22 protein-coding genes, 2 tRNA genes and 1 riboswitch are annotated in these 22,755 nt (G+C 66.0%); of the genes, 17 read left to right on the top strand and 7 right to left on the bottom strand.

Annotated elements, in window-relative coordinates:
• The first annotated feature begins 12 nt into the window (after nt 1-12).
• From ACNI65_RS16255 to ACNI65_RS16245, 3 genes are all read left to right on the top strand, one after another.
• The gene (locus tag ACNI65_RS16255) at nt 13-1,164 is read left to right on the top strand and encodes a BMP family ABC transporter substrate-binding protein (RefSeq protein ID WP_416757969.1); all 1,152 of its coding nucleotides are present in this window, start codon (nt 13-15) and stop codon (nt 1,162-1,164) included.
• Nucleotides 1,165-1,310: 146 nt separating this feature from the next.
• Nucleotides 1,311-3,287, top strand: a complete 1,977-nt coding sequence (locus tag ACNI65_RS16250; RefSeq protein ID WP_416757968.1) for a prolyl oligopeptidase family serine peptidase — start codon at nt 1,311-1,313, stop codon at nt 3,285-3,287.
• Nucleotides 3,288-3,491: 204 nt separating this feature from the next.
• Entirely contained in the window at nt 3,492-3,893 is a 402-nt protein-coding gene (locus tag ACNI65_RS16245; RefSeq protein WP_416757967.1) for a cold-shock protein, read from the top strand.
• Nucleotides 3,894-4,020: 127 nt separating this feature from the next.
• On the opposite strand, the gene ACNI65_RS16240 is transcribed toward ACNI65_RS16245, so the two are convergent.
• Complete coding sequence (locus ACNI65_RS16240) at nt 4,021-6,402, bottom strand: TonB-dependent receptor plug domain-containing protein (RefSeq protein ID WP_416757965.1); 2,382 nt, start codon at nt 6,400-6,402, stop codon at nt 4,021-4,023.
• 482 nt (nt 6,403-6,884) lie between these two features.
• Nucleotides 6,885-7,883, bottom strand: coding sequence for a hypothetical protein (locus tag ACNI65_RS16235; protein WP_416757964.1), 999 nt, complete (start codon nt 7,881-7,883; stop codon nt 6,885-6,887).
• Nucleotides 7,884-8,070: 187 nt separating this feature from the next.
• On the opposite strand from ACNI65_RS16235, the gene ACNI65_RS16230 reads away from it, so the two are divergent.
• Entirely contained in the window at nt 8,071-8,478 is a 408-nt protein-coding gene (locus ACNI65_RS16230) for a response regulator (RefSeq protein ID WP_416757963.1), read from the top strand.
• 30 nt (nt 8,479-8,508) lie between these two features.
• On the opposite strand, the gene ACNI65_RS16225 is transcribed toward ACNI65_RS16230, so the two are convergent.
• Nucleotides 8,509-9,570: a linear amide C-N hydrolase gene (locus ACNI65_RS16225; RefSeq protein ID WP_416763641.1), complete on the bottom strand. Its 1,062-nt coding sequence runs from the start codon at nt 9,568-9,570 to the stop codon at nt 8,509-8,511.
• An 89-nt stretch (nt 9,571-9,659) separates the two neighbouring features.
• On the opposite strand from ACNI65_RS16225, the gene ACNI65_RS16220 reads away from it, so the two are divergent.
• Nucleotides 9,660-10,055 (top strand): RT0821/Lpp0805 family surface protein, encoded by a 396-nt coding sequence (locus ACNI65_RS16220; protein WP_416757961.1) that lies wholly within the window; start codon nt 9,660-9,662, stop codon nt 10,053-10,055.
• Nucleotides 10,052-10,822 carry a YoaK family protein gene (locus tag ACNI65_RS16215; RefSeq protein WP_416757959.1) on the top strand — a complete coding sequence of 257 codons (771 nt, stop codon included), beginning with the start codon at nt 10,052-10,054 and terminating at the stop codon, nt 10,820-10,822. Before ACNI65_RS16220 ends, ACNI65_RS16215 begins: the two co-directional genes overlap by 4 nt.
• Before the next feature lie 133 nt (nt 10,823-10,955).
• Here ACNI65_RS16215 and ACNI65_RS16210 read toward each other — a convergent pair whose 3' ends face one another.
• Entirely contained in the window at nt 10,956-11,591 is a 636-nt protein-coding gene (locus tag ACNI65_RS16210; RefSeq protein WP_416757957.1) for a DUF4124 domain-containing protein, read from the bottom strand.
• A gap of 217 nt (nt 11,592-11,808) precedes the next feature.
• Here ACNI65_RS16210 and ACNI65_RS16205 point away from each other — a divergent pair, with 217 nt between their 5' ends.
• The 10 genes from ACNI65_RS16205 (at nt 11,809) to ACNI65_RS16160 (ending at nt 19,126) form a co-directional block, all read left to right on the top strand.
• Nucleotides 11,809-12,387, top strand: coding sequence for a VPLPA-CTERM sorting domain-containing protein (locus ACNI65_RS16205; RefSeq protein WP_416757955.1), 579 nt, complete (start codon nt 11,809-11,811; stop codon nt 12,385-12,387).
• Complete coding sequence (locus tag ACNI65_RS16200; protein ID WP_416757954.1) at nt 12,360-12,995, top strand: hypothetical protein; 636 nt, start codon at nt 12,360-12,362, stop codon at nt 12,993-12,995. The genes ACNI65_RS16205 and ACNI65_RS16200 overlap by 28 nt, the downstream gene beginning before the upstream one ends.
• A gap of 109 nt (nt 12,996-13,104) precedes the next feature.
• On the top strand, nt 13,105-13,569 hold the full coding sequence (locus ACNI65_RS16195; RefSeq protein ID WP_416757953.1) for an ExbD/TolR family protein: 465 nt from the start codon (nt 13,105-13,107) through the stop codon (nt 13,567-13,569).
• Between the two features lie 174 nt (nt 13,570-13,743).
• The gene (locus ACNI65_RS16190; RefSeq protein ID WP_416757951.1) at nt 13,744-14,337 is read left to right on the top strand and encodes a PEP-CTERM sorting domain-containing protein; all 594 of its coding nucleotides are present in this window, start codon (nt 13,744-13,746) and stop codon (nt 14,335-14,337) included.
• A 36-nt stretch (nt 14,338-14,373) separates the two neighbouring features.
• Complete coding sequence (locus tag ACNI65_RS16185) at nt 14,374-14,832, top strand: cupin domain-containing protein (protein ID WP_416757950.1); 459 nt, start codon at nt 14,374-14,376, stop codon at nt 14,830-14,832.
• 24 nt (nt 14,833-14,856) lie between these two features.
• Nucleotides 14,857-15,543: a hypothetical protein gene (locus ACNI65_RS16180; protein WP_416757949.1), complete on the top strand. Its 687-nt coding sequence runs from the start codon at nt 14,857-14,859 to the stop codon at nt 15,541-15,543.
• Between the two features lie 7 nt (nt 15,544-15,550).
• Nucleotides 15,551-15,868, top strand: coding sequence for a hypothetical protein (locus tag ACNI65_RS16175; protein ID WP_416757948.1), 318 nt, complete (start codon nt 15,551-15,553; stop codon nt 15,866-15,868).
• The gene (locus tag ACNI65_RS16170; protein WP_416757947.1) at nt 15,865-16,479 is read left to right on the top strand and encodes a hypothetical protein; all 615 of its coding nucleotides are present in this window, start codon (nt 15,865-15,867) and stop codon (nt 16,477-16,479) included. The genes ACNI65_RS16175 and ACNI65_RS16170 overlap by 4 nt, the downstream gene beginning before the upstream one ends.
• 123 nt (nt 16,480-16,602) lie before the next feature.
• Nucleotides 16,603-17,097, top strand: coding sequence for an SLATT domain-containing protein (locus ACNI65_RS16165; RefSeq protein ID WP_416757945.1), 495 nt, complete (start codon nt 16,603-16,605; stop codon nt 17,095-17,097).
• A gap of 952 nt (nt 17,098-18,049) precedes the next feature.
• Nucleotides 18,050-19,126, top strand: a complete 1,077-nt coding sequence (locus ACNI65_RS16160; RefSeq protein ID WP_416757944.1) for a hypothetical protein — start codon at nt 18,050-18,052, stop codon at nt 19,124-19,126.
• Between the two features lie 197 nt (nt 19,127-19,323).
• Here the strand turns inward: ACNI65_RS16160 and ACNI65_RS16155 are convergent.
• From ACNI65_RS16155 to ACNI65_RS16145, 3 genes are all read right to left on the bottom strand, one after another.
• Nucleotides 19,324-19,399, bottom strand: a tRNA-Asn gene (locus ACNI65_RS16155).
• A gap of 103 nt (nt 19,400-19,502) precedes the next feature.
• Nucleotides 19,503-19,578: transfer RNA gene (locus ACNI65_RS16150), tRNA-Asn, on the bottom strand.
• 36 nt (nt 19,579-19,614) lie between these two features.
• Complete coding sequence (locus tag ACNI65_RS16145; protein WP_416757942.1) at nt 19,615-21,837, bottom strand: TonB-dependent siderophore receptor; 2,223 nt, start codon at nt 21,835-21,837, stop codon at nt 19,615-19,617.
• Between the two features lie 82 nt (nt 21,838-21,919).
• A riboswitch (TPP riboswitch) is annotated at nt 21,920-22,026 on the bottom strand.
• Between the two features lie 146 nt (nt 22,027-22,172).
• On the opposite strand from ACNI65_RS16145, the gene ACNI65_RS16140 reads away from it, so the two are divergent.
• Nucleotides 22,173-22,739, top strand: a complete 567-nt coding sequence (locus ACNI65_RS16140; RefSeq protein ID WP_416757940.1) for a DUF2878 domain-containing protein — start codon at nt 22,173-22,175, stop codon at nt 22,737-22,739.
• Nucleotides 22,740-22,755 lie beyond the last annotated feature (16 nt).

Below are 22,755 nucleotides of genomic sequence, written 5' to 3'. Positions count from 1 at the left end.
CCCGCTGTTCCGATGCTCCGTCGATCCCTGCTGCTGGCCGCGACCGCGGCCGCCGCGCTGGCGCTGTCCGCCTGCGGCAAGAAGGACGAGGCGCCCGCCGGTGCCGCATCCGCGCCCGAGGCCGGCAGCGCTGCATCCACGGGCGGCGCGCCGCTGAACGTGGCCTTCGCGTACGTCGGCCCGGTGGGCGATGGCGGCTGGACCTTCGCCCACGACAACGCGCGCAAGAAGCTCGAGCAGGAATTCGGCGGCCGCATCAAGACGACCTTCGTCGAGAAGGTGCCCGAGGCGGCCGATGCCGAGCGCGTGTTCCGCGACCTCGTGCAGCAGGGCAACACGCTGGTCTTCGGCACGACCTTCGGCTACATGGAGCCGATGCTCAAGGTCGCGGCGGACAGCCCGCAGGTGAGGTTCGAGCACGCCACCGGCTTCAAGCAGGCAGCCAACCTGCGCAGCTACGACTCGCGGACCTATGAGGGCGCATACATGGCCGGTGTCGTCGCGGGCGCGATGACGAAGACCGGGACGCTCGGTGTGGTCGGGTCCATCCCCATTCCCGAGGTGATCCGCAACATCAACAGCTTCACGCTGGGCGCGCAGAGCAGCAACCCGAAGGTGACGGTGAAGGTGGTGTGGGTCAACGAGTGGTTCAACCCGCCGCAGGAAACCAACGCCGCGCAGACGCTGATCAACGCGGGCGCCGACGTGTTGATGCAGAACACCGATTCAAGCGCGGTGCTGCAGACCGCGGAGAAGAACGGCAAGTACGCATTCGGCTGGGACTCTGACATGAGCTCGTATGGGCCGAAGGCGCATCTGGGCTCGGCGGTGATCGACTGGTCGCCGTACTACATCGCCACGGTGAAGGCGGCGCTGGACGGGACGTGGTCGGCCGGTCCGGGCAAGCACAGCTGGTGGGGCGTCAAGGAAGGCGCGATCGACCTGGTGTCGCTCAACGCGGCGGTGCCCGCCGAGGTGAAGGCGAAGCTGGATCAGGTCAAGGCCGGGCTCAAGGACGGCAGCTTCGTGATCTGGAAGGGCCCGATCGCCGGCCAGGACGGCAAGGAGGTGCTGGCCAAGGACGCCGTCGCCGACGACAAGTTCCTCCAGAACATCAAGTTCTACGTGAAGGGCGTCGAGGGACAGGTGCCGGCGGGCAAGTGAGCCGGTTCACCGTCCATCCCGCGGGATCGCCGCTTCGTCGCGGCCTCCTGCGGCGCATCCTTCGGGGGATGGGCAAGGGCTGACCCCCGCGACTACAGTCCGCGGATCCCGGGGCCGTCCCGGGCCCACAGGAGAGGAGAACCCCGATGACGACGCTGTTCCCGAAGGCCGCCTGTTCCGTGCTGACGCTGGCGCTGGCCGCCGCGCTCGCCGCGCCCGCGATGGCCGCTGATGTCGCCGCCAAACCTTCCACCAAGGCCTCGACCAAGAGCGCGGCCGCGACGAAGACCGAAGCGAAGCGCGCCGCCAAGCCCTACACGATCGAGCAGTTCATGGCGACGACCTCGATCCGCGGGGCCTCGTTCTCGCAGGACGAGCGCCGCATCCTGTTCAGCAGCAATGCCACCGGGATCTTCAACGTCTACAGCATCTCCGTGGACGGCGGCGAGCCGGTCACGCTGACCTCGTCGACCGTCGACAGCCATTACGCGGTGGGCTACTTCCGCAACGACGATCGCGTGCTCTTCACCCGCGACCAGGGCGGCAACGAGAACTTCCACCTGATCGTGCGCGAGCTCGACGGCACCGAGCGCGACCTCACGCCCGGTGAGAAGGTCAAGGCCGATTTCACCGGCTGGGCCGCCGACGGCAACGCGTTCTACGTCTCCACCAACGAGCGCGATCCGCGCTTCATCGACGTCTACCGCTACGACGCCAAGACCTACGCGCGCACGCTGGTCTACAAGAACGAGAACGGCATGGCCGTGTTCAACGTCAGCGGCGACGGCCGCTGGATCGCGCTGGGCAAGACCAACACGACCGCCGACTCGGACGTCTACCTCTACGACACGCAGGACCAGTCGACCAAGCACCTGACGCCGCATCAGGGCGTGGCCGCGTTCAGCGCGTCGGGCTTCGATCCGGCGTCGAAGACCTTGCTGCTGCTGTCCAACGAGGGCGCGGAATTCCAGCGGCTGCTGTCCTACGACCTGGCCTCGGGCAAGACCAGCGAGCTGGAGAAGGCGGACTGGGACATCGACTACAGCAGCTACTCGCGCGACGGCCGTTATCGCGTGACCGGCGTGAACGCCGATGCCAGCCTGGAGCTGCGCATCGTGCAGACCGCCGACGGCAAGCCGGTGACGCTGCCCCGGCTGCCCGGCGGCGAACTGCGCGGGGTGAGCTTCTCGCGCACCAGCCAGCGCATGGCCTTCTACCTGAACGGCGACCGCTCGCCGAGCAACCTGTTCGTCTATGACTTCGGCACGAAGCAGGCGAAGCAGCTCACGCGCAGCCTGTCCAAGGACATCGACCCCGAGGAACTGGTCGAGGCCCGCATCGTGCGCTTCAAGTCCTTCGACGGGATGGTGATCCCGTCGGTCTACTACGAGCCCAAGGAAGCGTCGCCGACCAACAAGGTGCCCGCGATCGTGCTGGTGCACGGCGGCCCGGGCGGGCAGACCACGCGGGGCTACTCCGCGATGATCCAGTACCTGGTCAACCACGGCTACGCGGTGCTGGGCATCAACAACCGCGGCAGCTCGGGCTACGGCAAGACCTTCTTCACCGCCGACGACGGCAAGCACGGCCGTGAGCCGCTGTGGGACTGCATCGAGGCCAAGACCTACCTGGCCTCCACCGGCGTGATCGACCCCGAGCGCATCGGCATCGCGGGCGGCAGCTACGGCGGCTACATGACGCTGGCGGCGATGGCCTTCCGGCCGGAGGCGTTCAAGGTCGGCATCGACATCTTCGGCGTCTCCAACTGGCTGCGCACGCTGGAGTCCATCCCGCCGTACTGGGAGAGCTTCCGCAAGGCGCTGTACCTGGAGATCGGCGATCCGGTGAAGGACAAGGACTTCCTGATCGCCACCTCGCCGCTGTTCCACGCGAAGGAGATCCGCAAGCCGCTGCTCGTCATCCAGGGCAAGAACGATCCGCGCGTGATCAAGCCCGAGAGCGACGAGATCGTCGAGGCGGTCAAGAAGAACGGCGTGCCGGTGGAGTACGTGGTCTTCGACGACGAGGGCCATGGCTTCTCCAAGAAGAAGAACCAGATCGAGGCGAATCGCCGCATGCTGGCATTCCTCGACCAGTACTTGAAGCCCGGGTTGAAGAATTAAAAACGTGTGAAGTTGCACGGTTTACAGGCTGTTGCCGTGGGCCGTGTCAACTTGGGCAGCATCCATCCCCAGCAGCCCGGCCAAGCGCCGGGCTCTTTTGTCCCGGTTTGATCCGGATGAGAGAAGCGCCCCGGGGCGCGCGTTCCGTGGGCCACGAGCCGGCGCGACGCACCCGGGCGTTCGACAAGATGGGGGACCCAAGAGATGCGATTCGAAGGGACGTTGGACAGCTGGTACGCCGAGCGCGGCCATGGGCTGGTGAAGCCGGAGCAGGGCGGAGACCGCGTGTTCGTGCACGTGTCGTCCTTCCCGCTGGACGGTCAGACGCCGCAGGAAGGCGAGCGGCTGAGCTTCGAGGTTGTTTCCAAGAGTGACGGCACCAAACAGGCGGTGCGGCTGCAGCGCCTGGAAGCGTTCCGGCTGCCGTCGCAGCTGCGTCCGGCGCGCACGGGTTCGCGTCCGCCGCGGCCGATCGCGCGCCGCCGCACCTCGCCGCTGACGTGGATGGTGCTGGTGCTGCTGGCGCTGGGCGTCGGCGCGACGGTCTGGGCCCCCGCGAGCCATGCGCTCGGCAACTCGAAGGCGGCCGCCCAGGCGCGTCGCTGAACCGTTTGACTCCTAGGGGCCGGCATCCGCGGCCCCGTCGCCCTCGCGGAGGCTTCTTGCTCCGCAACCTTTCAGGCTGCCCTCGGGCAGCCTTTTTTGCGCCCTGGTGGCGCTCCGTCTGCGGCGATCAGACCTTCAGTTCCAGGCGCACGGTCCACACGGTGAAGCTGCGGCCGGTGCTCTCGCTGGTGACGATGCGGCCCGGCGTGGTGGCGATACTCCCATTGCCGAAGCTCAGCGGCACGAGGTTGCTCGCGGCCACGCGCACGGCGACGGTGGGCGAGAAGGTCCACATCGCGGAGACGTCGATGACGCGTTTCTTGTCGATCTCGCTGAGCACCTGGTCGCTCTGCTGCAGCAGCGTCGTGGGCGTGTAGTTCAGCGAGGCGCCCAGCGTCAGCGGGACCGCGCGCAGGCGGTAGTCGGCGCCGAGGTTGGCGGTGTAGCGAGGCTGCTGGTCGAGCTTGTTGTTGGGGCCGGGGATGCCGTCCACCGCGGAATGGAACAGCGACAGGTTGCTGCGCACGTTGATGGGCAGCGCGTCGGTGAAGTATTCGTCGAGCCGGAACTTGGCCTCGAGCTCCACGCCGTAGGTCTTGGCGTTGCCGATGTTGCGTGGGCGCACGACGTAGCGCGGCACCGGGGCGTAGGGCACGGACTCGAGCACGGCCTGGCTGCGGATCAGGTCGGTGATGCGGCGATAGAAGAAATTCGCGCTCAGCAGGCCGCCCTTCGAAAGGTATTTCTCGTAACCGATCTCCACGCCGGTGGCCATCTCGGGTTTGAGGTCGGGATTGCCGAGGCGGTCCGGCGAGTCGATGGTGTTGTAGCTGCAGGGCAGGCGCGGGTCGTCGCAGGGGAAGCGGTTGCTGATGCTCAGACGGCCGATGACGTCGTTGAGGTTGGGCGACTTGTAGCTGCGCGTGAGGCTGGCGCGGATCTGCTCGCGGCTCTTCTCGTCGAGCTTGTAGACGGCGTGCAGCAGCGGCGTGAGCACGCTGGAGGTGTTGCTCACCGGCCCCTGGTTGTTGCTGCTGTCGGTGGTGATGCCTTCCCAGCGCAGGCCGGCGTAGAAGCCCCATTGCTTGCCGACGTTCCACTCGTCCTGCGCGTAGGCGGCCAGGCGGCGGGTGGAGGCGTCGACGTTGTCGCCGAAGTCGGCGAGGAAGGAACAGGCGGTGCCGGGGCTGCCCTCGGTGTAGCTCTGCAGGCAGGCGCGGTTCTGATGGCGCTTGGTGCCTTCGCCCTCGAGGCCGGCGACGAGGTTGTGCTCGTTGTCCATCTGGTGGGTCAGCTTCGTGTTGAAGCTCCAGTTGGTGTCGCGGCTGCGGGTGGTGTCGTCCTGCGTGCGGAAGAAGGTCGTCGAGGTGGCGCCGACGTTGTCCTCCTCGCGGTGGCTGCTGCTGAACATCGTCATGCGGCCAATGCCCACGCGGGTCTCGACGCGCGACTTGTCGTCGATGCGCTTGTTCCACTGGACGTTGAGCCGGGCCATGTTGGAGCGGCTGCTGCCGTCGGTGGTGGCGCTGTTGTAGCGCAGCGCTTCCGGATCGCGGTCGTCGAGGATGGGCGGGGTCTGGGTCTGGCGGAAGGCGCTGGCGCCTTCGCCGCGATTGGCCATCAGGAAGGGCTGGATGGCGATCGTGTCGCCGCCGTCCAGGCGCAGCTGGACGCGGCCGGTGAGGTTGAGCGACTTGCGCTCGTCGCGGTTCTGGCCCTGGTTGGTGAGCAGGGTCTGGCGGGTCTGGACGCCGTTGCTGTCGAAGACCTGGGTGAGGGAGCGCGAGTCGATGTCATCGACGCGCTTGTGCTGCATCGCGTTGACGGTGAGGTTGTAGGCGCCGCCGTTGTCGTCGAGCTTGTCGTTGCGGGTCCAGCTGAAGTGCGGGGTGACGCGGTCGCGCTCGATGGTGGAGGCGAGGCGGACCTCGTTGAGGCGACGCTGGAGGGCTTCGCGCAGGACGACGTTGATGGTGCCGGCGATGGCGCGCGCGCCGAATTCGGCGGTGGGGGCGCGCATGACCTCGATGCGTTCGATCTGTTCGGGCGGGAGCTCGTCGAGCGAGAAGCCCGGGGGCATGCGTTCGCCGTTGACGAGGATCTGGGTGTAGCCGCCGCCCATGCCGCGCATGCGGACCTCGCCGCCGCGGCCGGGTCGGCCGCCGGTGGTGACGCCGGGCAGTCGCTTGAGGACTTCGCCGATGGTGGAGTCGCCGTAGCGTTCGATCTCATCGCGGCCGATGATGATCTTGGAGGCGGTGGAGGCGCGCCGCTGGTCGTCGTCGCGGGAGGTGCCCTGGACCTCGACGCGGTCGAGCTGGGTGGGGGAGTCGGCGTTGTCCTTGCTGGCCGGCGGCGGCGCGGGCCGCGCGCGTTGCGGCGATTGCGCGGGCGTCGGGGCCTTGGCGGGCGGCGAGTCAGGCGGGGCGGATTGGGACCAGGCGGGAGCGCTCAGGCCGACCATCAGGGCGAGGGAAAGCGGATGCAGGGCGGGGCGAATGCGTGTCATCGGTGAGGCAATGGCAGGGCAAGCGCGGCCGATCTGGCGATGGCTGGGACGGAAGCGCGAAAGAGGAAATGGGGGGAGCCGCGGGGCGTGTCGAGGCGGACACATCGCGGAATGGACGAAAGGATCGCACGCTGTACGTTTCGTGACGAAGGCAGGCGCTGACTTTCAATCTTCTTTACCGAAGGTGATGGGCGGGCGCGACGCGCCTGGGTGGAAACCCTGATCGAAAGCCTGCGGGCGGGGGATTGCCGGCTACTGCGCGGAATCCGCAATGAAGAAGGCCACCCATCGGGTGGCCTTCGGAAGAGGGTATCCGCGACGCTGGTGACGGGTTCCAGCTTTCTGCCCTATGTCGCAGCCGGTTGTTTGCCTCGGATGCGTTGCATTCTGCCCAGCTCGTGTGACGGCTTCTTGACGAAAGGCAGGGCCTTCACGCCTCAATCACCACGTGGGCGATTGGCATCACCACCCCGCGACATCCCTCACGGATTCGCCTTCACCCACTCGGCCAACGCGCGCAGCTCGATGTAGATCGGCAGCTTCTGGTTGAGGTCGAACGCGCCCACGTCCGCCAGGTCGATCGCCCGCTTGCACGCGGCCGTGCGATCCGGATCACTGTTCAGCATGTCGTCCACGGTCTTGGTCCCGCTGGAACGCACCGACATGATCAGCTCGCGCATCACCGCATCGGCCTTCCCGTCACCCTCCAGCGCCTTGGCTTCCGCCAGCCGCTTGTCCATGTAATGCGCCGCTGCATCGGGGAAGGGCGCATTGCGCTTGCGCCACGCCAGCACGTACTGCTCCGGCGTCTCCGGACGATTGAGCAGCTTCAGGCACTGCGCGGCGAGGCGGCCCTGGATGAAGTTGGCGGTGCCGATGGCGCCCGTGGCTGCATCGCGGCTTTCACTCGCGACGACATACTTCGGCGCCGACGCGCCCGGTGCCGGCTTGGGCGCTGCGATCGCACGCACGTTGCACCCCCGCACCAGCTCCCGGGTCTTGGCGTCGATCGTCGTCTTCGCGTCCGGGGCGTTGGTGAATCCGCCCGATTCCAGATAGGTCTTCACCGCCGGCTGCTTGCGCGCCTCCTCGAGGGCGGCCTTGTCCGCCGCGGTCCACGGGACCATCGGCTCAGGCAGCGGGATGCGCATGGCCTCGTAGGCCCTGAGCTCGCCGAGCAACGCGACCTTGCGCCCGATAGGCGATTCCGCGAAGGCGTCCAGCTGGGCCTGGTCCTCGAGGCTGTAGCGATCGAAGGCCTGGCGCATGGGACCGTAATAAGCGTCCTTGGGCAATGCATTGATGCAGGCCTGTCCCGCCGCCTCGATCTTGCCGCCCGCCATGGGCGCCAGCACGAGCTGCAAGGTCCGCAGCGCCGTGCGGCCGCTCTGCTCGACCATCGGTGACTCGGCCTGCGCGGCCGTCATCATCCCCATCCCTGCGAGCAGCGCGAGGCTGCCGATCATTCGAAGTCTTGTCATGGGCGCGATTATTCGCGAGCGCGCGAGCATCGCCCATCCGCCCCAGGGCAGGGCTTGCCCGTAGCGCGAGCGGCAGATTTCACGCTCCCGGGGCCGGGCTCGCCGATTGCTCCGCCCGGGCGACGTCAGAATCGCCCGCCGGCTCCTCCGGCGCCCGACCCATGATCCTCGCCCCCCGAACCTGCCCATGTCGTCCCGCCTGAAGGTCCTCGTCGCCGACGACCACCCCGACTCGCTGGACCTGCTCAGCGAGTTGCTCACCGTCTACGACGTCGAACTGCGCGCCGCGCGCACCGGCCTGGAAGCGATCGGCATCGGACTGAAATGGGAGCCGGACATCCTCATCACCGACATCGCGATGCCGCATGCCGACGGGCGTCACCTGGCGGGGCGGCTCAAGGTGAGCCTGCCCGCGCTGGTCGCGATCGCGGTGAGCGGCACCCCGCTGAACACGGACTTCGAGTCCTCGCAGGACCTGATCTTCGACGAGTACTTCGTCAAGCCGATCGACTTCAACCGCCTGCACACGACGCTCACGCGGTTGGGCGTGAAGCTCATGGGTGCGTCGAGCGCGCCCGCGCCGCTGGGCAGCTGAGCCTGCCGCAGGTCGATCGTCCGGGCCGATTCAGGCGCCCGGCGGCTTGGAGAGCCCGAGGAAGCGGAACGGCGCCTTCTCCTTGAACTGCGCCGAGACCTCGCCGGCGAAGACGTTCTTCTGATGCTCGCCGAGCGCGAGCCACTTCACCCGGCCCGTCTGCGCGGAGAAGTCGACCTTGCGCAGGTCCACCCAGAACGCATTGGGCGTGAGCGCCGATTCGAAGAAGTACAGGCGGCGCTTGTGGTCGACGACGCTGCGCCAGCGCGTGGACGAGATGTTGGGTTCATCCGGCGTGGTGATGCCCAAGGGCACCGACGCGTTGCGGATCACGCTGAAGGTGGCGGCGAGCGCGAGGTCCGGATCGCGGTACTGCGGGATCGCGTGGATGTAGAAGCTCGCCCGCGCGAAGCGGTCGGACGCGCGATTCGTGCCGGGCAGCATCACCGTGCCGCCGATCTGCTGCCAGTAGGCGTTGAGCGCCAGTTGGTGATCGAAGGTCGGCGAGTTGGTCATGACCTGGTATCTGCGGTCGTGGTGGATGACCTGCTTGCCGTCGATGTACTCGACGATGGCGCTGTCGCCGCTGGCGTCCGACAGCGACAGGTGCAGCGTGGCGATGCGCTGCTCGCCGGGGACGTTGTCGGTGACGGGGATGAAGGGCTCCTGGCGCAGCGCGTCGACGGCCTCCTGCACCGTGGCGAAGCGGTCCAGCACGTACTGGGCCCAGGCCGCGAGCGTCAGCGCGGGTTTCTTGCCGTCGTAGGCGGGGTACTGGGACTCGACCAGCCAGAGCACGTTGGCGGCGAGGCCCGCCTCGTTGACGCCGTCGGTGGTGGAGATGTCGTAGCCGCTGGCGATGACGCTGCCGTAGCGCGAGGTCCAGGTGAGGGAGTTGGGCCCGGCCTCGCCGTTGCGCTGCATGCCGCGCGGGAAGATCCAGAGGTTGGTGGCGACGTCCACTTTCCAGTCCATGGACCGGGCGGTCATCACGTTGCCGTCGGGGCCGAGGTACACGACGCGGGTGCAGGCGAGCGCGGCCTGATCGAGCGAGGTGCCCAGGAGCGCCGCGGTGGCCGCGAGCGCCGTCATCCAAGCTTGGAGTCGCATGATCGTGTCCTCCCTGGAACGATGGATGAACCGTATCATGGCCCGCACTGCCATTGCCACCGGGAGGAGCCGTGAAACGTCGCCTGTTTTCGTTCCCGTCCGTCGCCGTCGCCACTGCCTTGATGTGGGGTGCGGTGTCCCTCGCGCCCGCGCAGGCCGCGGGCTGGGTGGCCGCGCTGAAGAACACGCCGGCCGAATCCTTCGATGAAGAAGACCTCCAGATGTTCCTGACCGCGGCCGGCAAGACGCTGAACGCGGAAGGCCCGCCGGAGCTCGTCAGCTGGAGCAATCCGGCCACCGGCGCCGCCGGGCGCTTCCAGGAACTGAACCGCAGCCAGACCGCCGATGGCCGCGCCTGCAAGCGGGTGCGGGTCTGGGTGTCGTCGAAGAAGCGGGCCGAGAAGTCCTCGGTCTGGATGGCCTGCAAGTCCGCGGAGGGCCGCTGGGCGCTGACGGCAGCCCGGTGAGGCGCCTGCTGCACCTGACGAGCCGGCATCGCGCGCCGTCGACGAATCGCGCGCTCGGGTTGCTGCTCGCGTTCAACGCTGGCGCGGTGAACGCGGGCGGCTTCCTGGTCCTGCAGCGCTACACGTCACACATGACCGGCTTCGCCTCGCAGCTCGCGGATGGCGCGGTGCTGGGGCAGGGCACGTTGGTGCTCAATGCCCTGGGCGCGATCCTGGCTTTCCTGACCGGCGCGGCGGTGTGCGCGGTGCTGGTGAACTGGGCGCGCCGGCATGGGCTGCGCAGCGTGTACGCGCTGCCGTTGATGCTGGAGGCTGCGTTGCTGTTTCCGTTCGGGCTGATGGGCGCGATCACGCTGAGCTGGCACACGCCGTTCGCGGTGCCGCTGACGGTGCTGCTGCTGGCGTTCATCATGGGTCTGCAGAACGCGGTGGGGTCCAAGACCTCGCGCGGCAGCGTGCGCACGACCCACATGACCGGCAACATCACCGACCTCGGGATGGAGCTCGGCAAGATGCTTTATTGGAATCGCCATCCGGCGCCGCAGCGCGTGGCGGTGCGGCATGACCGTCAGCGGGCGATGCGCGCGGGCGGGCTGCTCGCGGCCTTCGTGCTGGGCGGCGTGGCCGGGGCGCTCGGGTTCAAGCACCTGGGCTTCGGCTGCGTGATCCCGCTGGCGGCGGTGCTGTTCGTGCTCGCGCTGCCGCCGGTGGTCAAGGATTGGGGGCGATGGCGCGGGCTATTCGGGCGGGTGGCGGCGAGCCCGTGAGGGCTCGTGATCGACAGCGAGCCCTGCCCCGAGCCCTCACCCCCGCCCTCTCCCGCTTCGCGGGCGAGGGGGCCTGAGGCGCACCGATTGACACGGTTGCTCTCCCGCAAGCGGGAGAGGGGGGTAGCGAGGCTCAGCGCGAGCTTCCCATCGTCGTCTCCCCGCGAGCGCGCCGGATGGCGGCATCGCGTTGATCGGCCTCGCGCTGACGGGCGATGCGGTCGGCCTCGGCGGCATCGGCCGCGCTGTGCATGCCCTCGGCGCGCCTGCGCGCGTCGGCGCTGCCGGTCAGGTTGCCCTGCGCGTCCACGGCCTGCTTGCTGATGTCCCAGTCGGCCGCCGTGTAGACGCCCTTGCCCTTCTGGCATTGGCGGGCGCGGCGCACCTCGTCCTGGATGAATCGCTTGGCCTCGGGGCTCAGCGAGATCGAATTCGCCTTGGTCTCCATCGCCGTGAGGTCGCGGTCGCTCGGGCAGACGTTGGCCGGCGCCTGCGCCGTGCCGGGCCGGCCGGGCTGGTCGCCATTGGCGCCGGCCTCGGCCTTCGTGCGCTCGGCGGCCTGACGCTCAGCGGCGGCGCGGTCGGCGGAGGTGTCGATGACGTTGCCCTGCAGCGCGTGGGACTTGAGCTGCTCGCCCTGGGTGGGGCAGGGCTGGTCCGAGTACTGGACCTTGCCGTTGATCGTGCATTTCCAGACTTGCGCCTGCGCGCTGCCCGTCGCGCCGAAGGCCAGCAGCAGCGCTGCCATTCCGAGATGGATCTTGTGCATGTGCTTGTCTCCCTGAATCCCGTCGAACGCGTTGGGGCCGGTCCTTGTTGACAGACCGGTGGCAACGAATGGCAACGACATCGAGACGATGCCATGACGCGACAGGAAAAGCCACGGGCCAGGGCTTGATGGCGGCGATCCCCCATCCGAGTGGCGTTCCCCCGCGGGAAGTCGCCCGGGAGCGGGGACACTCCGCCGCTGGATTTCCCCACCGCCAATGATGACAACCCTCAAGACTGCCCTCTCGACGTTTGCCGCCGCCTTGGCGCTGACCACCGCGATCCCCGCGCAGGCGGCGGTCAACTACGTGTTTGACTTCTTCGATCTCGACCGGCACGAGGATTTCTCGATCTCGCTGAGCTTCGCGGACTACGTCACCGCCTCGGCGTTCACGCTTGTTCCCATCGCCGGTGATCCTCAGCTGACGTCGCTGGGTTATTCGGTGACGAAGGTCGGCAACAGCAACGGCGGCTGGTGGGCCTTCAACGACGACACGGGCAACGCCCGCTTCGTCGCCGACAACCGCTTCGTCTTCGATGGCTCCTCGCTGCTGTTCACGCCGGCCAGCAAGCCCGATGGCGGCTTCTTCACGCAGGCCGGTGTCTACAACGGCACCGTCGGCGGCAACGACGTCAATCGCTGGGCCTTCGGCGGCAGCGCCCGTCTGACGATCACCGACACGTCGGCGGTGCCCGAGCCGGCCGGTGTCACGCTGCTGGTGGCGGGGCTGATCGCGCTGATCGCCGTGCGCCGCTATAGAGTGTCGGGATGCAAGACCCCCTCGACGTCGACCTGAATCCCCAGCAGATCCAGGCTTTCTGGAACTGGCTGACCGCGCACCAGCAGTCCCTCGATGCGCTCGAGACCCCGGACGATCCGTTCTGGGACGAGTTGCTGGCGCGGCTCCAGGCGCTGCACGAAGGCCTATGGTTCGAGGTTTCCGCCAAGCGCGAGGAAGACCCCGAACGTGAGCTGGTGATCACCGCGCAGGGCGATTGGGCGCTGTTCCCTTTGGTGGAGGCGATGGTGGCCGTAGCGCCGGAGCTGCCGGGCTGGACGCCGGTGGCGTTGAAGCCGCCGATGGGCTTCGAGTTCAGCATCAGCTACCGCGGTCTGGAGCTGGACCCGGAGGAGATCTGGTTCGAGCCGCTGGTCGACCCCGACGCGCCCGAGGTGCTGGGCCTGCGCATGGCGATCGCCGGATTCAACGACGACCAGGAAGAGGACTTCGCCAACGGGCTGCTGCTGATGCTGGACGTGGCGCTCGGTGAGAAGAGCGCGGCGACGGAGGTGGACCTCGTCGAGGTCATCGATCCGCCCGCAGATCCCGATGACGAGGGCTTCCTCCCATTCAAGGAGCTGGGCAGCTACCTGGCGTGGAGGAAGAGTCGGTTGTCGCATTGAGCAACCGACCGCAGGCGCGCTCCATCCCTTCAGGTTTCTGCGGAGGCGAAGAGCGCTTGCATTCGAAGAAGATCGTGGCCATTGCCACGAGCGCTCGGGGAGGGCCGCCATGCACGCGATCAAGATCCCGGATTCAGCAGAGCCGATGCAGCTGTCGTCGGTCGTCATGGCGCCGCTGTGCGCGGTGGCGCTCGCGCTGGCGGCGGTGTGGATCTCCGCGATCCCGCGGCCGATGCACGAGGTGGCTTACCTGATCCTCTGCACGCTTCGACCGAGCGACTACGTGCCGCCGCCCCTCCACACCGTGCGCATCGATCGCGAGAACATGGTGACGTGGGACGGTGAGCCGCAGGTCGGCCGCGCTGCGGTCGAGGCCCGGTTGAAGGTCATCGGTGAAATGCCGCCGCGCGATCAGCCTGATGTCCATGTGATGCCGGCGCAGGCCACCGACTACGGTGCGTTGATGGCCGTGCTCGCCGCCGCGCAGCGGCTGGGCGTTCAGAACGTCTCCGTGGGCCTGGATGATCGCGAGATCCTGACGTTCACGCCGCCGAGCGAGCTCAGACCGGAGTGATCGCCGGCGGCGGGCAGGGCGAGCCACGTGCCCGCTGAGGCGCCAATCGGCCCATGGCATCGCGCCTGTCCCCTGTTCCCGCCCGCTTGAGCCCTGCTCATGGCGGCCACGCGCGCGAGTGCTTGAAGCCGGAGTCGTGCCTCGCTAGTGTCCGCATAACCTCGGGAGATCGCGATGACCTTGCTGCGTGCCTGCGTGGCTGGCCTGCTCTGGTTGAGCAGCAGCGTGTTTGCCGCCTCGCTGGTGACGAGCGGCGTCACTTTCGATCAGCAGAGCGGGCTCTACACCTACCGCTACTCGATCGACGCGACGGATCTGCCGTCGCCGGACTTTGTCGAGTTCGCGATCCTCGCCGAGCATGGCGGTGACCCGCTCCTGCCCCGACCGCCCTCGTATGGAAGCAACACGGGGTGGCGTCTGCAGATCGCGTCAGGCGGTTGGTATCGGGAAGACATCAACGTCAACGGCACCTTCTACATGTGGTCGGGGCTGACGCCGGTGACCGGGGTGGCGCAGTACGACTTCTGGTTCACGTCGACCGAGGCGCCGGACACGTCGGGGCAGAACAACTACTTCATCTGGGCCTCGACGACCATGGGCCCGGAGAACCTGCCGCTGGACTTCGGCATGGTGATCGGGCCCAACATCCATTACGTCGCGCCGCCGCCGGTGCCGGAGCCCGCTTCGGCGGTGCTGCTCGTGCTGGGGCTGGCGGCGCTCGGCGGGGCTTGGCGATACCGATCGCCCAGCGCCACCTTGGCGACTTGATGCTCGATGTGATCGAAGCGCGATGAGCCAAGCGCGATGCCCAAGCTCAACATTGCGTGCTGGGCCGAGCACCCTGGTGCTGCCAATCGCCTGACCGGGCAGAACGATGGCCCGTATGCCGAGCTGGTGCTTGGTGACCAAGCGCGCTTGACGCAACTCGGCGTTCGTCTCGAGCGGCTGCCGCCGGGCTCGCGGTCCTCGCATCGGCACTGGCATGAGACCGAGGATGAATTCGTCTACGTGCTCGCCGGTGAGCTGGTCCTCGTGGAGGATGAGGAGTCATTGCTTCATGCCGGCGATGCCGCGGCCTGGGCGGCCAGGGCGCCGGTGGCGCACTGCCTGGAGAATCGCTCCGCGATCGATGCGGTGGTTCTCGTCGTCGGCCATCGAGCCTCGTCAGGGACCGTCCACTATCCCGATCACGACGTGGTGATGCATCACGAGGGGGGAGCGCGGCGATTCACACGCGCTGACGGCTCCCCGATCGAACGCTAGTCGCCAGCACGCAACGCCCCTGGAGTGGGCCCCCTCAAGTGGGCAGTCCTGCACACGGCCAATCCCATCGCCCTTGAGAAAATCGCGCCCACAAATCTCGAGGGAGTGTTCATGTTTCGGAAACTGATGGCGGCCGCGCTGGTCGTGGCGATGGGCCTGTCGGGCTGCGCGTTCAATGAAGTCACGGGTCAACGCACGGTGGTGTCCGGCGAGCGGGTGGCATTCCAGTCGGTGGATGTGATCTTCGCGGATCAGCCGCAGTTGATGCAGCAAGGGCTGGGCGGTTTTCTTGGCCCAACGACCACCAACGTCGGCGCGATGTACGGCGTCGAAATGGCGCTGAAGTCGGCGATGGGAGACATGCGACAAGCCGCCGCCGAGGCGCTCGTGGCGCACGGCATTCCGGGACGCGCCCGGCTGATGTCCGAGCGCGGCGAGTTCAGTCCTGCGCCGATCCGGCCGAGTCATCTGGTGATCGTGAGCATGGAGTCGGCCAAGTCCGGCACGACGACGGGCACGGAGTTCTTCTGGAACATCGAGATCGCCGAGCTCGCCACGCGCGAGACGCTGTGGAAGGGCCGCACGCGGCTGTATCCGGGCGGCTCGGGCTTCACGAAGGAAGCCCAGGAGAAGGACAAGATTGAGAAGCGGAAGATCTTCGGTGAAAGCTTGGTGCGAGCGCTGCGCGACGCGGGCGTGGTGAAGGGGTGAGGCCGTGATGCGCAAGCTCCTCCAACTGATGCGCACGCGATCCGCGCAGATGGCACTCCTGGGCGTGTTGCTGCTGGTGACCAACCCGGAACTGCGCGCCTTGCTCATGCTTGGCGACGCGCTGGGCCTGGGCTTGATCCTGCTCACGATCAACGGCTACCTCAAGCTGGCCTGGCAGGTCACGATGGTGCGCGTGGGCGGCGGGGTCGGGCTGATCGGCCTTGTCGCGCGAGGTCTGCATGGGCTGGCACTGGGACGCAATGTCCTGGCGCTGGCGGTGCTGGCGGTTCAGCAGGTGAGAGTCACGCGGGCGTGGCGGGGTTGAAGCGCTTCGCCGCGATGCGCCACGGTCGCCTGCTTGCCATGCTCTGCGCCGCCGCTCTCGCGGGACTGGCGCTGGTCTACGCACTGGCTTTGCTGATGGGGCTGGCGGACGGTCGCATGGTCGAGTTCGGCAGGTTCTCCGCGGGACGGTCCTACACCTGGGCCGATGCGCCGGGGATGGTGGTCGCTCATGCGCTCGCGCATCTCGCTCTCCTGAGCGCCATCGTCTTCCTGGCGGTGAGGGCCTGGAAACGTCCACCAAGCAATCTCCCAAGTCTGTTGGATTCGCCGGTCGCGATGACGGCATCCCAGTGGGCTGCGATGTCCTGCATCGCGCTGACTGCTGTCGCCACGTTCATCGCGGTGACGTTCGGCCTGACGGCGGGGATGTGGCGTCGCCCGGCGATCGCGGTGATCTGGCTGCTGTGGGCGGGCAGTTGCGCGCTGTTGCCGCTCTGGGGCTGGGTGCGGGGAAAGTTCGGCACCGGCTTTGGCCGGGTGGTGCGGCGATCACATGATCCCGGCGGCTTCTGGTATCGCTGGATCACGGTCACTGCGTGGAGCGTGCTGATGCTGGTCGTCGCCAGTGTGGTTTGCTGGGTCGAGTGGTGAGCGGAGGGCGAGAACGCACGACTCGACGACCTCCTCGCCAAACAGACCTCCCGTCGCTCGCTCGCTGACTGCATTGCACGCAACGGCAAAATCCTGACCATAGAAACATCCGAGCGACATAGCATGACGGAACATAAGCAGCCATTGGGAACGCCAGCAAACGTGTTGGACGAGTGGTATCGGCGCAGCTCCGCCGTTGCGGTGGGGCATTACAAAATGGCCGAGCTGTTGGCTTCTCGTCATCGGCTTCTATCCAATTGCGCTGCCGCTCTGTCAGCGATTGTGGGAACGACCGTGTTTGTGACGCTGCAGGGACAGACGGAGCTTTGGATGAAGGTGGGAACCGGTCTGCTAAGCGTCGTCTCGGCAGTACTTGCCGTTTTGGCCTCGAATATGGGGCTTCAGGATCGCGCCGAACGTCATCGAATCGCCGGCGCGAGATATAACGCGGTTGGCCGTCAACTTGAGCAAATGACCATGGGAGCAGAGCCAACGCTCCTGGACCTCACGCCGATCCGAGAGCGGCTCGACGCGCTCTCGGCGGAGATGCCTCATATCCCCAAGAAGGTTCACAAGGAGATTGCCAACCACGAGGACCTGAGTCGGTGGGATAGGTAGCGCTCGTAGCCCCGGCCGCGTAGGCAGTGCTCGCCTCGCCTCGCCGAGACCAGCAGGGCGCGGATCAGCTACTACGAGTCAGACGCCCATAAGCCGCCGGTTCAGACAGTGCAGGCTCTCGCACAAGCGCTGAGCGCGCCGCCTGCGTACTTCTATTGCGAGGATGAGCAAATTGCCGCCCTGTTGCTGGCATTGCACTAGCTGCGGCCGAACGAGCGGAGCTCGATGATCGAGCAGTTCCCCCGAATGCTCATCGGCGTTAAAGGTAGAAGTTCCTACGTCCTCTAGCTGCTCTCTTGCTTTGCTGGACGACCCGACGGCACAGCTGCTGCTGTTCTGACCTTCTCTATCGAAGGCTAAGCGCAGTCAGGTTCTCACGCCGCTCCAAGAGTCGCTGTGGTCGTGGCCCCCGGCTATGGGCTTGTGCGCTCTTGCCTGCCTTAGGAGAGCGCTCATGGACAGGTCTTCGACCGTCAGGTCTATGTTGGCCATCAGTGGGTGCACCTTCTGGATGGCGTAGGCGCGTTCAACTGCTTGTGTCTCTGCGGTCTGGGCATCGAGGGCGGCGCGCTGGATGCTGCGTTTGGAGAAGGCTTGGCGGCGATCAGCCTCACTCAAGTTTCGTCATCAGTATTGATGATGGGAGACGTAGAACTCGGGGAATACCTACATGGGCGCTGGCCGGACCTGCCCCAAGAATCGAGCGATCGCTCTATGGAGGGTAATGATGCGTGCCCATTCGGCTTTTCGACTTGCGGTGGTCATGTGTGCGACTGCATGGTCGCAGCCAGCGTTCTGCCAAGTGGATCTGTTTAGCTTGGCGACTTACCAGAACTTCTTTCGAAGTTTAGTCCGTCAACCTTCACCGAACGAACCAACTCCCAAGGAAGCCAATCTTAATACGGATCTAGTTGATTTCTTCAAAAAGAATGGCTGCATTTCCAGTGACGCCATGAAGAGGTTTCTGGAAGACAAGAAGATTATTGTTCCTGCAGACGTCATAAGGCTTGCTGAAATCGATTCCTCCATAAAGCCCGTAAAGGTAGGAGGGACCAAGGCTCAGGCAGTGCTCCATACGGTTTCTTTTGTGATCAAGAATCCAAATGATGCCAGTCAGTCTTCCTATGTTGGTAAGCCGCTCGTGGGGGCTCTCGGGTATGTGGCGGAATCTCCATTGGCCTGGGTCGACTCGAGTAAATCTCCACGCGGGGCGTACAACTTAAACTGCGCGTGGTACTTGAATTTCGCAGTGGCGGCCGGGGCTCCGGTTGTTAATCTGAAAGTCGACGCTTCAAGTGCTCTGGATAAGAAGCAGTCCATGATGGTTGCGCGTGCTTCGGTGTTCTCGCCAGTAGCGATCGCCCTATACCCGAATATCTCACCTGCTGGAGTCTTGCCGCAGTCTTCTTCAGTACGAGCGGATATTCTCTGGGCAATTGTTGCGGAGGCTGGTCTCGTGTCTGGAGTTTCTGGCGCCACCGAAGCGGTTGTGGCTCGGGAGTTGGACATGCTTTGGTATGCCAGTAGCAGCAGTTCTTCAATGCAAGGGAAGGCGGATATCTCCGGAGATTCTGCCCTTGGCGCCGGCGTCGTATCAGTTAGAACTTCTGGTGACGCGTCGACCTCGGTGGCGTATAGAGCCTCATTTGACTCATTCGATACCTATATTATTGGTGATGTTCTTGATCCGGTTAAAAGGAATATTTCAAAGATTGTCGATGATCTGAAGTATCTGATTAACAACGCGAGGCACGATCCACCGGTAAGGATTGGGAGCGGATACGACGTCCTCTTCAGGTCGCTACCACCGAAGGCGTGTTCTGCGGCATGGGTGGTCGAGGATCAGTCGAATGGACAGCCATCGCAGGTGAATGTACAAGTCGAGCGTGGAGCAACTGCGGATGGCGGTTGTAAAGTCTCCCTTTATCCCGCTACGGCAGTGGATTCTGAGAAAAGTGTGAAGTTGTCTTCGCTGCCGGACTTTGGGCCTTTCGGCGTTAAGTTCACAGTCAAGGTTTATATGCAGTGATGCTGCACCTTTGATCGTCGTCGCGACGACGAATTGACTGCTCGGTCGTCTGGATCAACGTATCTTCTGCAGGATCGGCGCCGGCTGGCGTTTGCGCTGATTTTCTCCAGTTGTCCCGTTGATTCGATGAATGAGGCGATTCCTCTGACGCGCCCAAAGAAAAAGCCCCGACATCTTGCGATGCGGGGCTTCAGTTTTGGCTCCTCGACCTGGGCTCGAACCAGGGACCTACGGATTAACAGTCCGGCGCTCTACCGACTGAGCTATCGAGGAAAAGTCTGCTCAGATCCTATCGATCTGAATTCTTGGGCCAGTGTCTTCGGTCGGACTCTGGCTTAAAAAGAACGAAGGTCCGAAGACCTTCGTCATCTGATCTTGGCTCCCCGACCTGGGCTCGAACCAGGGACCTACGGATTAACAGTCCGGCGCTCTACCGACTGAGCTATCGGGGATCAGAGCCTAAGAGTATACACAGAAAAACTAGAGGCTCACAAGACCCACTCCACCGAAGCACGCCATGTGCGATTGGCGAGCGGGTACAGGTACACATGACCGTACTGGTAAGGCGACTCGCGCCACGCCCGACGGTCCGTCACGTTGTCCACGCCCACACGCCAGATCAGCAATTGCCGGCCCACGTTCTGCTCGTAGCGCGCGCCCAGGTCCAGCCGCGTCCAGCTCGGGATCGACAGCGAGTTGTCCGGCAGCACCATCCGTTTGCCCTCGTAGACCACGCCCGCCATCAGGTCCAGCCCCGGCACGCCAACGCTCTGCCGCGCCTGCAGCTTGATCGTCGTCTCCGGCACGTTCGTCGGCTTCAGCCCGTTGATCGACGCATCGCTCGCGCGCTCGCGGCGCGCATGCAGCTTCATCGCGCTGGCCATCAGGCCGCCGCCGGTCCACTTCAGATCGGCCTGCGCCTCGACACCGCGATGGTTCTGCTCCCCATCCAGGCGCGCGCGCAGCCGGTTGTTGCCGACATCCTCATCGCTCGTCGCGGGCTTGCTGATGTCGAAGTAGTTGACCGACCAATCCACCGTGCGGCTGCCCGATTTCAGGCCGATCTCCCATTGCCGGCTGCGGATCGCCTGCAGCGGCTGGCCGGCGTTCACGTAGACCGGCAGGTTGGGCACGACCGCCGATTCGATGCCCTGGCCCCAGCTTGCGTAGGCCAGCAGGTCCGGATTGATCGCGTAGCTCAGACCCAGCCACGGCGTGGTGAAGGACTGGCGATAGCTCGTGGGCGCGTTCTCGTTGCCCGGCTGCACGTTGACCAGCTTCGAGTCGCGATCCAGGCGCGTGTGGCGCACGCCCAGCCAGCCTTGCCATTGCGCGCTGAGCTGCACGGCGTCGCGCAGGTAGAACTCGGTGCTGCGTTCGGTGCGGTTGGTGTTGGTCGAGCCCAGCGTCGGGTCGGCCACCGTGGGCAGCGTGCCCCAGATGTTGCCGGTGCCCGCCCAGTTGTAGGCCTGGCCTTGCAGCCGGCTCTTGTAGCGCGAGAACAGCACGCCGGTGCTCACCTGATGCTGCATGCCGGCCAGCGTCAGCTTGCCTTGCGCGGACAGGTCGAGCGCGTCGCTGTTGCGGTGCTCGTTGTCGCTGCGGAAGTCGTACTGGTCGAAGGTGCCGTCGGGGCAGTAGGTGCTCGGGTAATACGTGCCGTCGCCGGCGGTGCAGCCGAACGGATAGGCGAGGCGGTCATCGGTGACCAGGCGCTGGATCGCGCCATGCGCCTGCAGCTTCCAGTCCGCGTTGAGCTGATGCTGGATGCGCAGCGAGGCGGTACGGCCTTCGAAGACGACCGGCTGACTCCAGGACTGGTTGTTCAGATTGATGCGCGGGTCGATGTCCTTCGCATTGGGGAGGCGATCCCCCAGAAGGCTGAAGCCCGGTTGGCTGGGCTGGGATTGACGCGAGACCTCGACCTCGGCTTCGACCAGCGTGTCGCGCGTGACGCGCCAGTCGCCGGCGACGGCCATCATCCAGCGGTTGCCGTCGGCGTCGCGCAACTCGGGGCGGAGCTTCGCGGCGGCGACGTTGACGCGCAGTCCGAAGGCCTTGTCATTGCCGTGGCCGTCGCTGAAGCGGCGGCTCCAGTCCATGGCGGTCTCGACGGTGCCGCGTTCGCTCACGCCGAGCGTCAGGCTGGTGAGCTCGACGGTGGGGCGCTTGACGACGAGGTTCACCAGGCCGCCCGGGGCGCTGGTGCCGGCCTGGATGCCGGAGGTGCCCTTCATGATTTCGAGGCTGCTCTTGTTGGACAGCGGCAGGGCGGTCTCGGCGTTGATGGGCAGGCCATCGCGGCGGAAGTTGAAGCGGTTGTCGAGGTCGTAGCCGCGGATCTTCAGGTAGGAGACGTAGCCGGCCGAGTTGTACGAGTCGCCGACGCTCGCGTCGATCACGGAGAGCCCGGCGAGGCTGATGAGACCGCGGTCGGTAAGGCGCTCGGCGCTGACGACGCTCGCCTGAAGGGGGAGCTTGGCGATGGGGGTGTCACCGAAGCCGCCCACCATCACGGGGGCGTCAGCGCTGCCCTTGACCACCACGCTGGGGAGGGCGGGGGAGGTGGCCGGCGTGGACGAGGGGGAGTCTGCCGCGGCGGGGGAGGGCGGGGTCGACTGGGCGGACGCGTGCAGGGCGAGGCCGCCGGCGACGAGCGCGGTCGCGAGGCGATGCAGCGGGAAGGAGTGGAGCGTGGACGAAGTTGCCATCGATGTGCCGAAGCCAGGAAGACGATGGCAGGTCGGCAAACCGGGCACGCCGATGAGAAGGCGGCGTGCGAGGACACGAGGGCGTGTCGAAGGCATGCTTCCCTGCGCGAGGATTACCTCAACAGGTTCAAAGGGACTTTCTCAGCCGCGCGTCGATGAATCGAAGGCGCAGCACCCCTAGCGAAACTCGCCGGACGGGCCGGCGAGCGTTGTGGATTCTAGCGGTTGGGCGATGGAGCCTCCGCACCCCCTCGAGAAGCAGTGAACCGATCCCCGCATGGATGCGTAGAAGAAGGTCCTTCAGCAAGCCTGGAACAGGTCGATTGGAAATGCCCATGCGTGCACGAGCCGCCCTGCGCATCGTGATTCAGTTCGCCGTCTTTCAGCTGGCGTGGTTGGCCTGTGTGCTGGGGGCGGCGCATGGCCAGGTCGTTGCCGGCGTGGCGTGCGTGGGCGTGGTGGTCGGCCTGCATCTCGCGCTCAGCGATGCGCGAGCGATCGAGTGCGCCCTGATCGCAATGGCCGTGATTCTCGGGCTGGGATGGGACACCGCGATGATCGCCTTTGGCGTCGTGGGTTATGCGTCGCCCGGTGCGTTCCCATGGCTGGCGCCGCTGTGGATCCTGGCGCTCTGGGCGCTGTTCGCGACGCTGCTTTGCTCGCCGCTCTCGTGGTTGCACGGGAGACCGTTCCTGGCCGCGGTTCTTGGGGCGGTGGGCGGCCCGTTGTCCTACCTCGCCGCCGTTCGGCTGGGCGCCGGCAACTTCACCGATCAGACATCGGCGCTGCTGATCCTCGCAGTGGGGTGGGCCGTGCTGACGCCGGTCCTGACCGAGTCAGCTCACTGGATGCTGGGTCGGTGCTCTCAAGCCTACGGTGACAGGCAGATACGTTTGACCTAGGTCACTGGCTTCCCAT

The organism is Roseateles sp. So40a (assembly GCF_048081605.1).
In the GTDB taxonomy this organism is placed as follows: Bacteria; Pseudomonadota; Gammaproteobacteria; order Burkholderiales; family Burkholderiaceae_C; genus Roseateles.
This window is presented reverse-complemented; position numbering and strand designations above follow the sequence as displayed.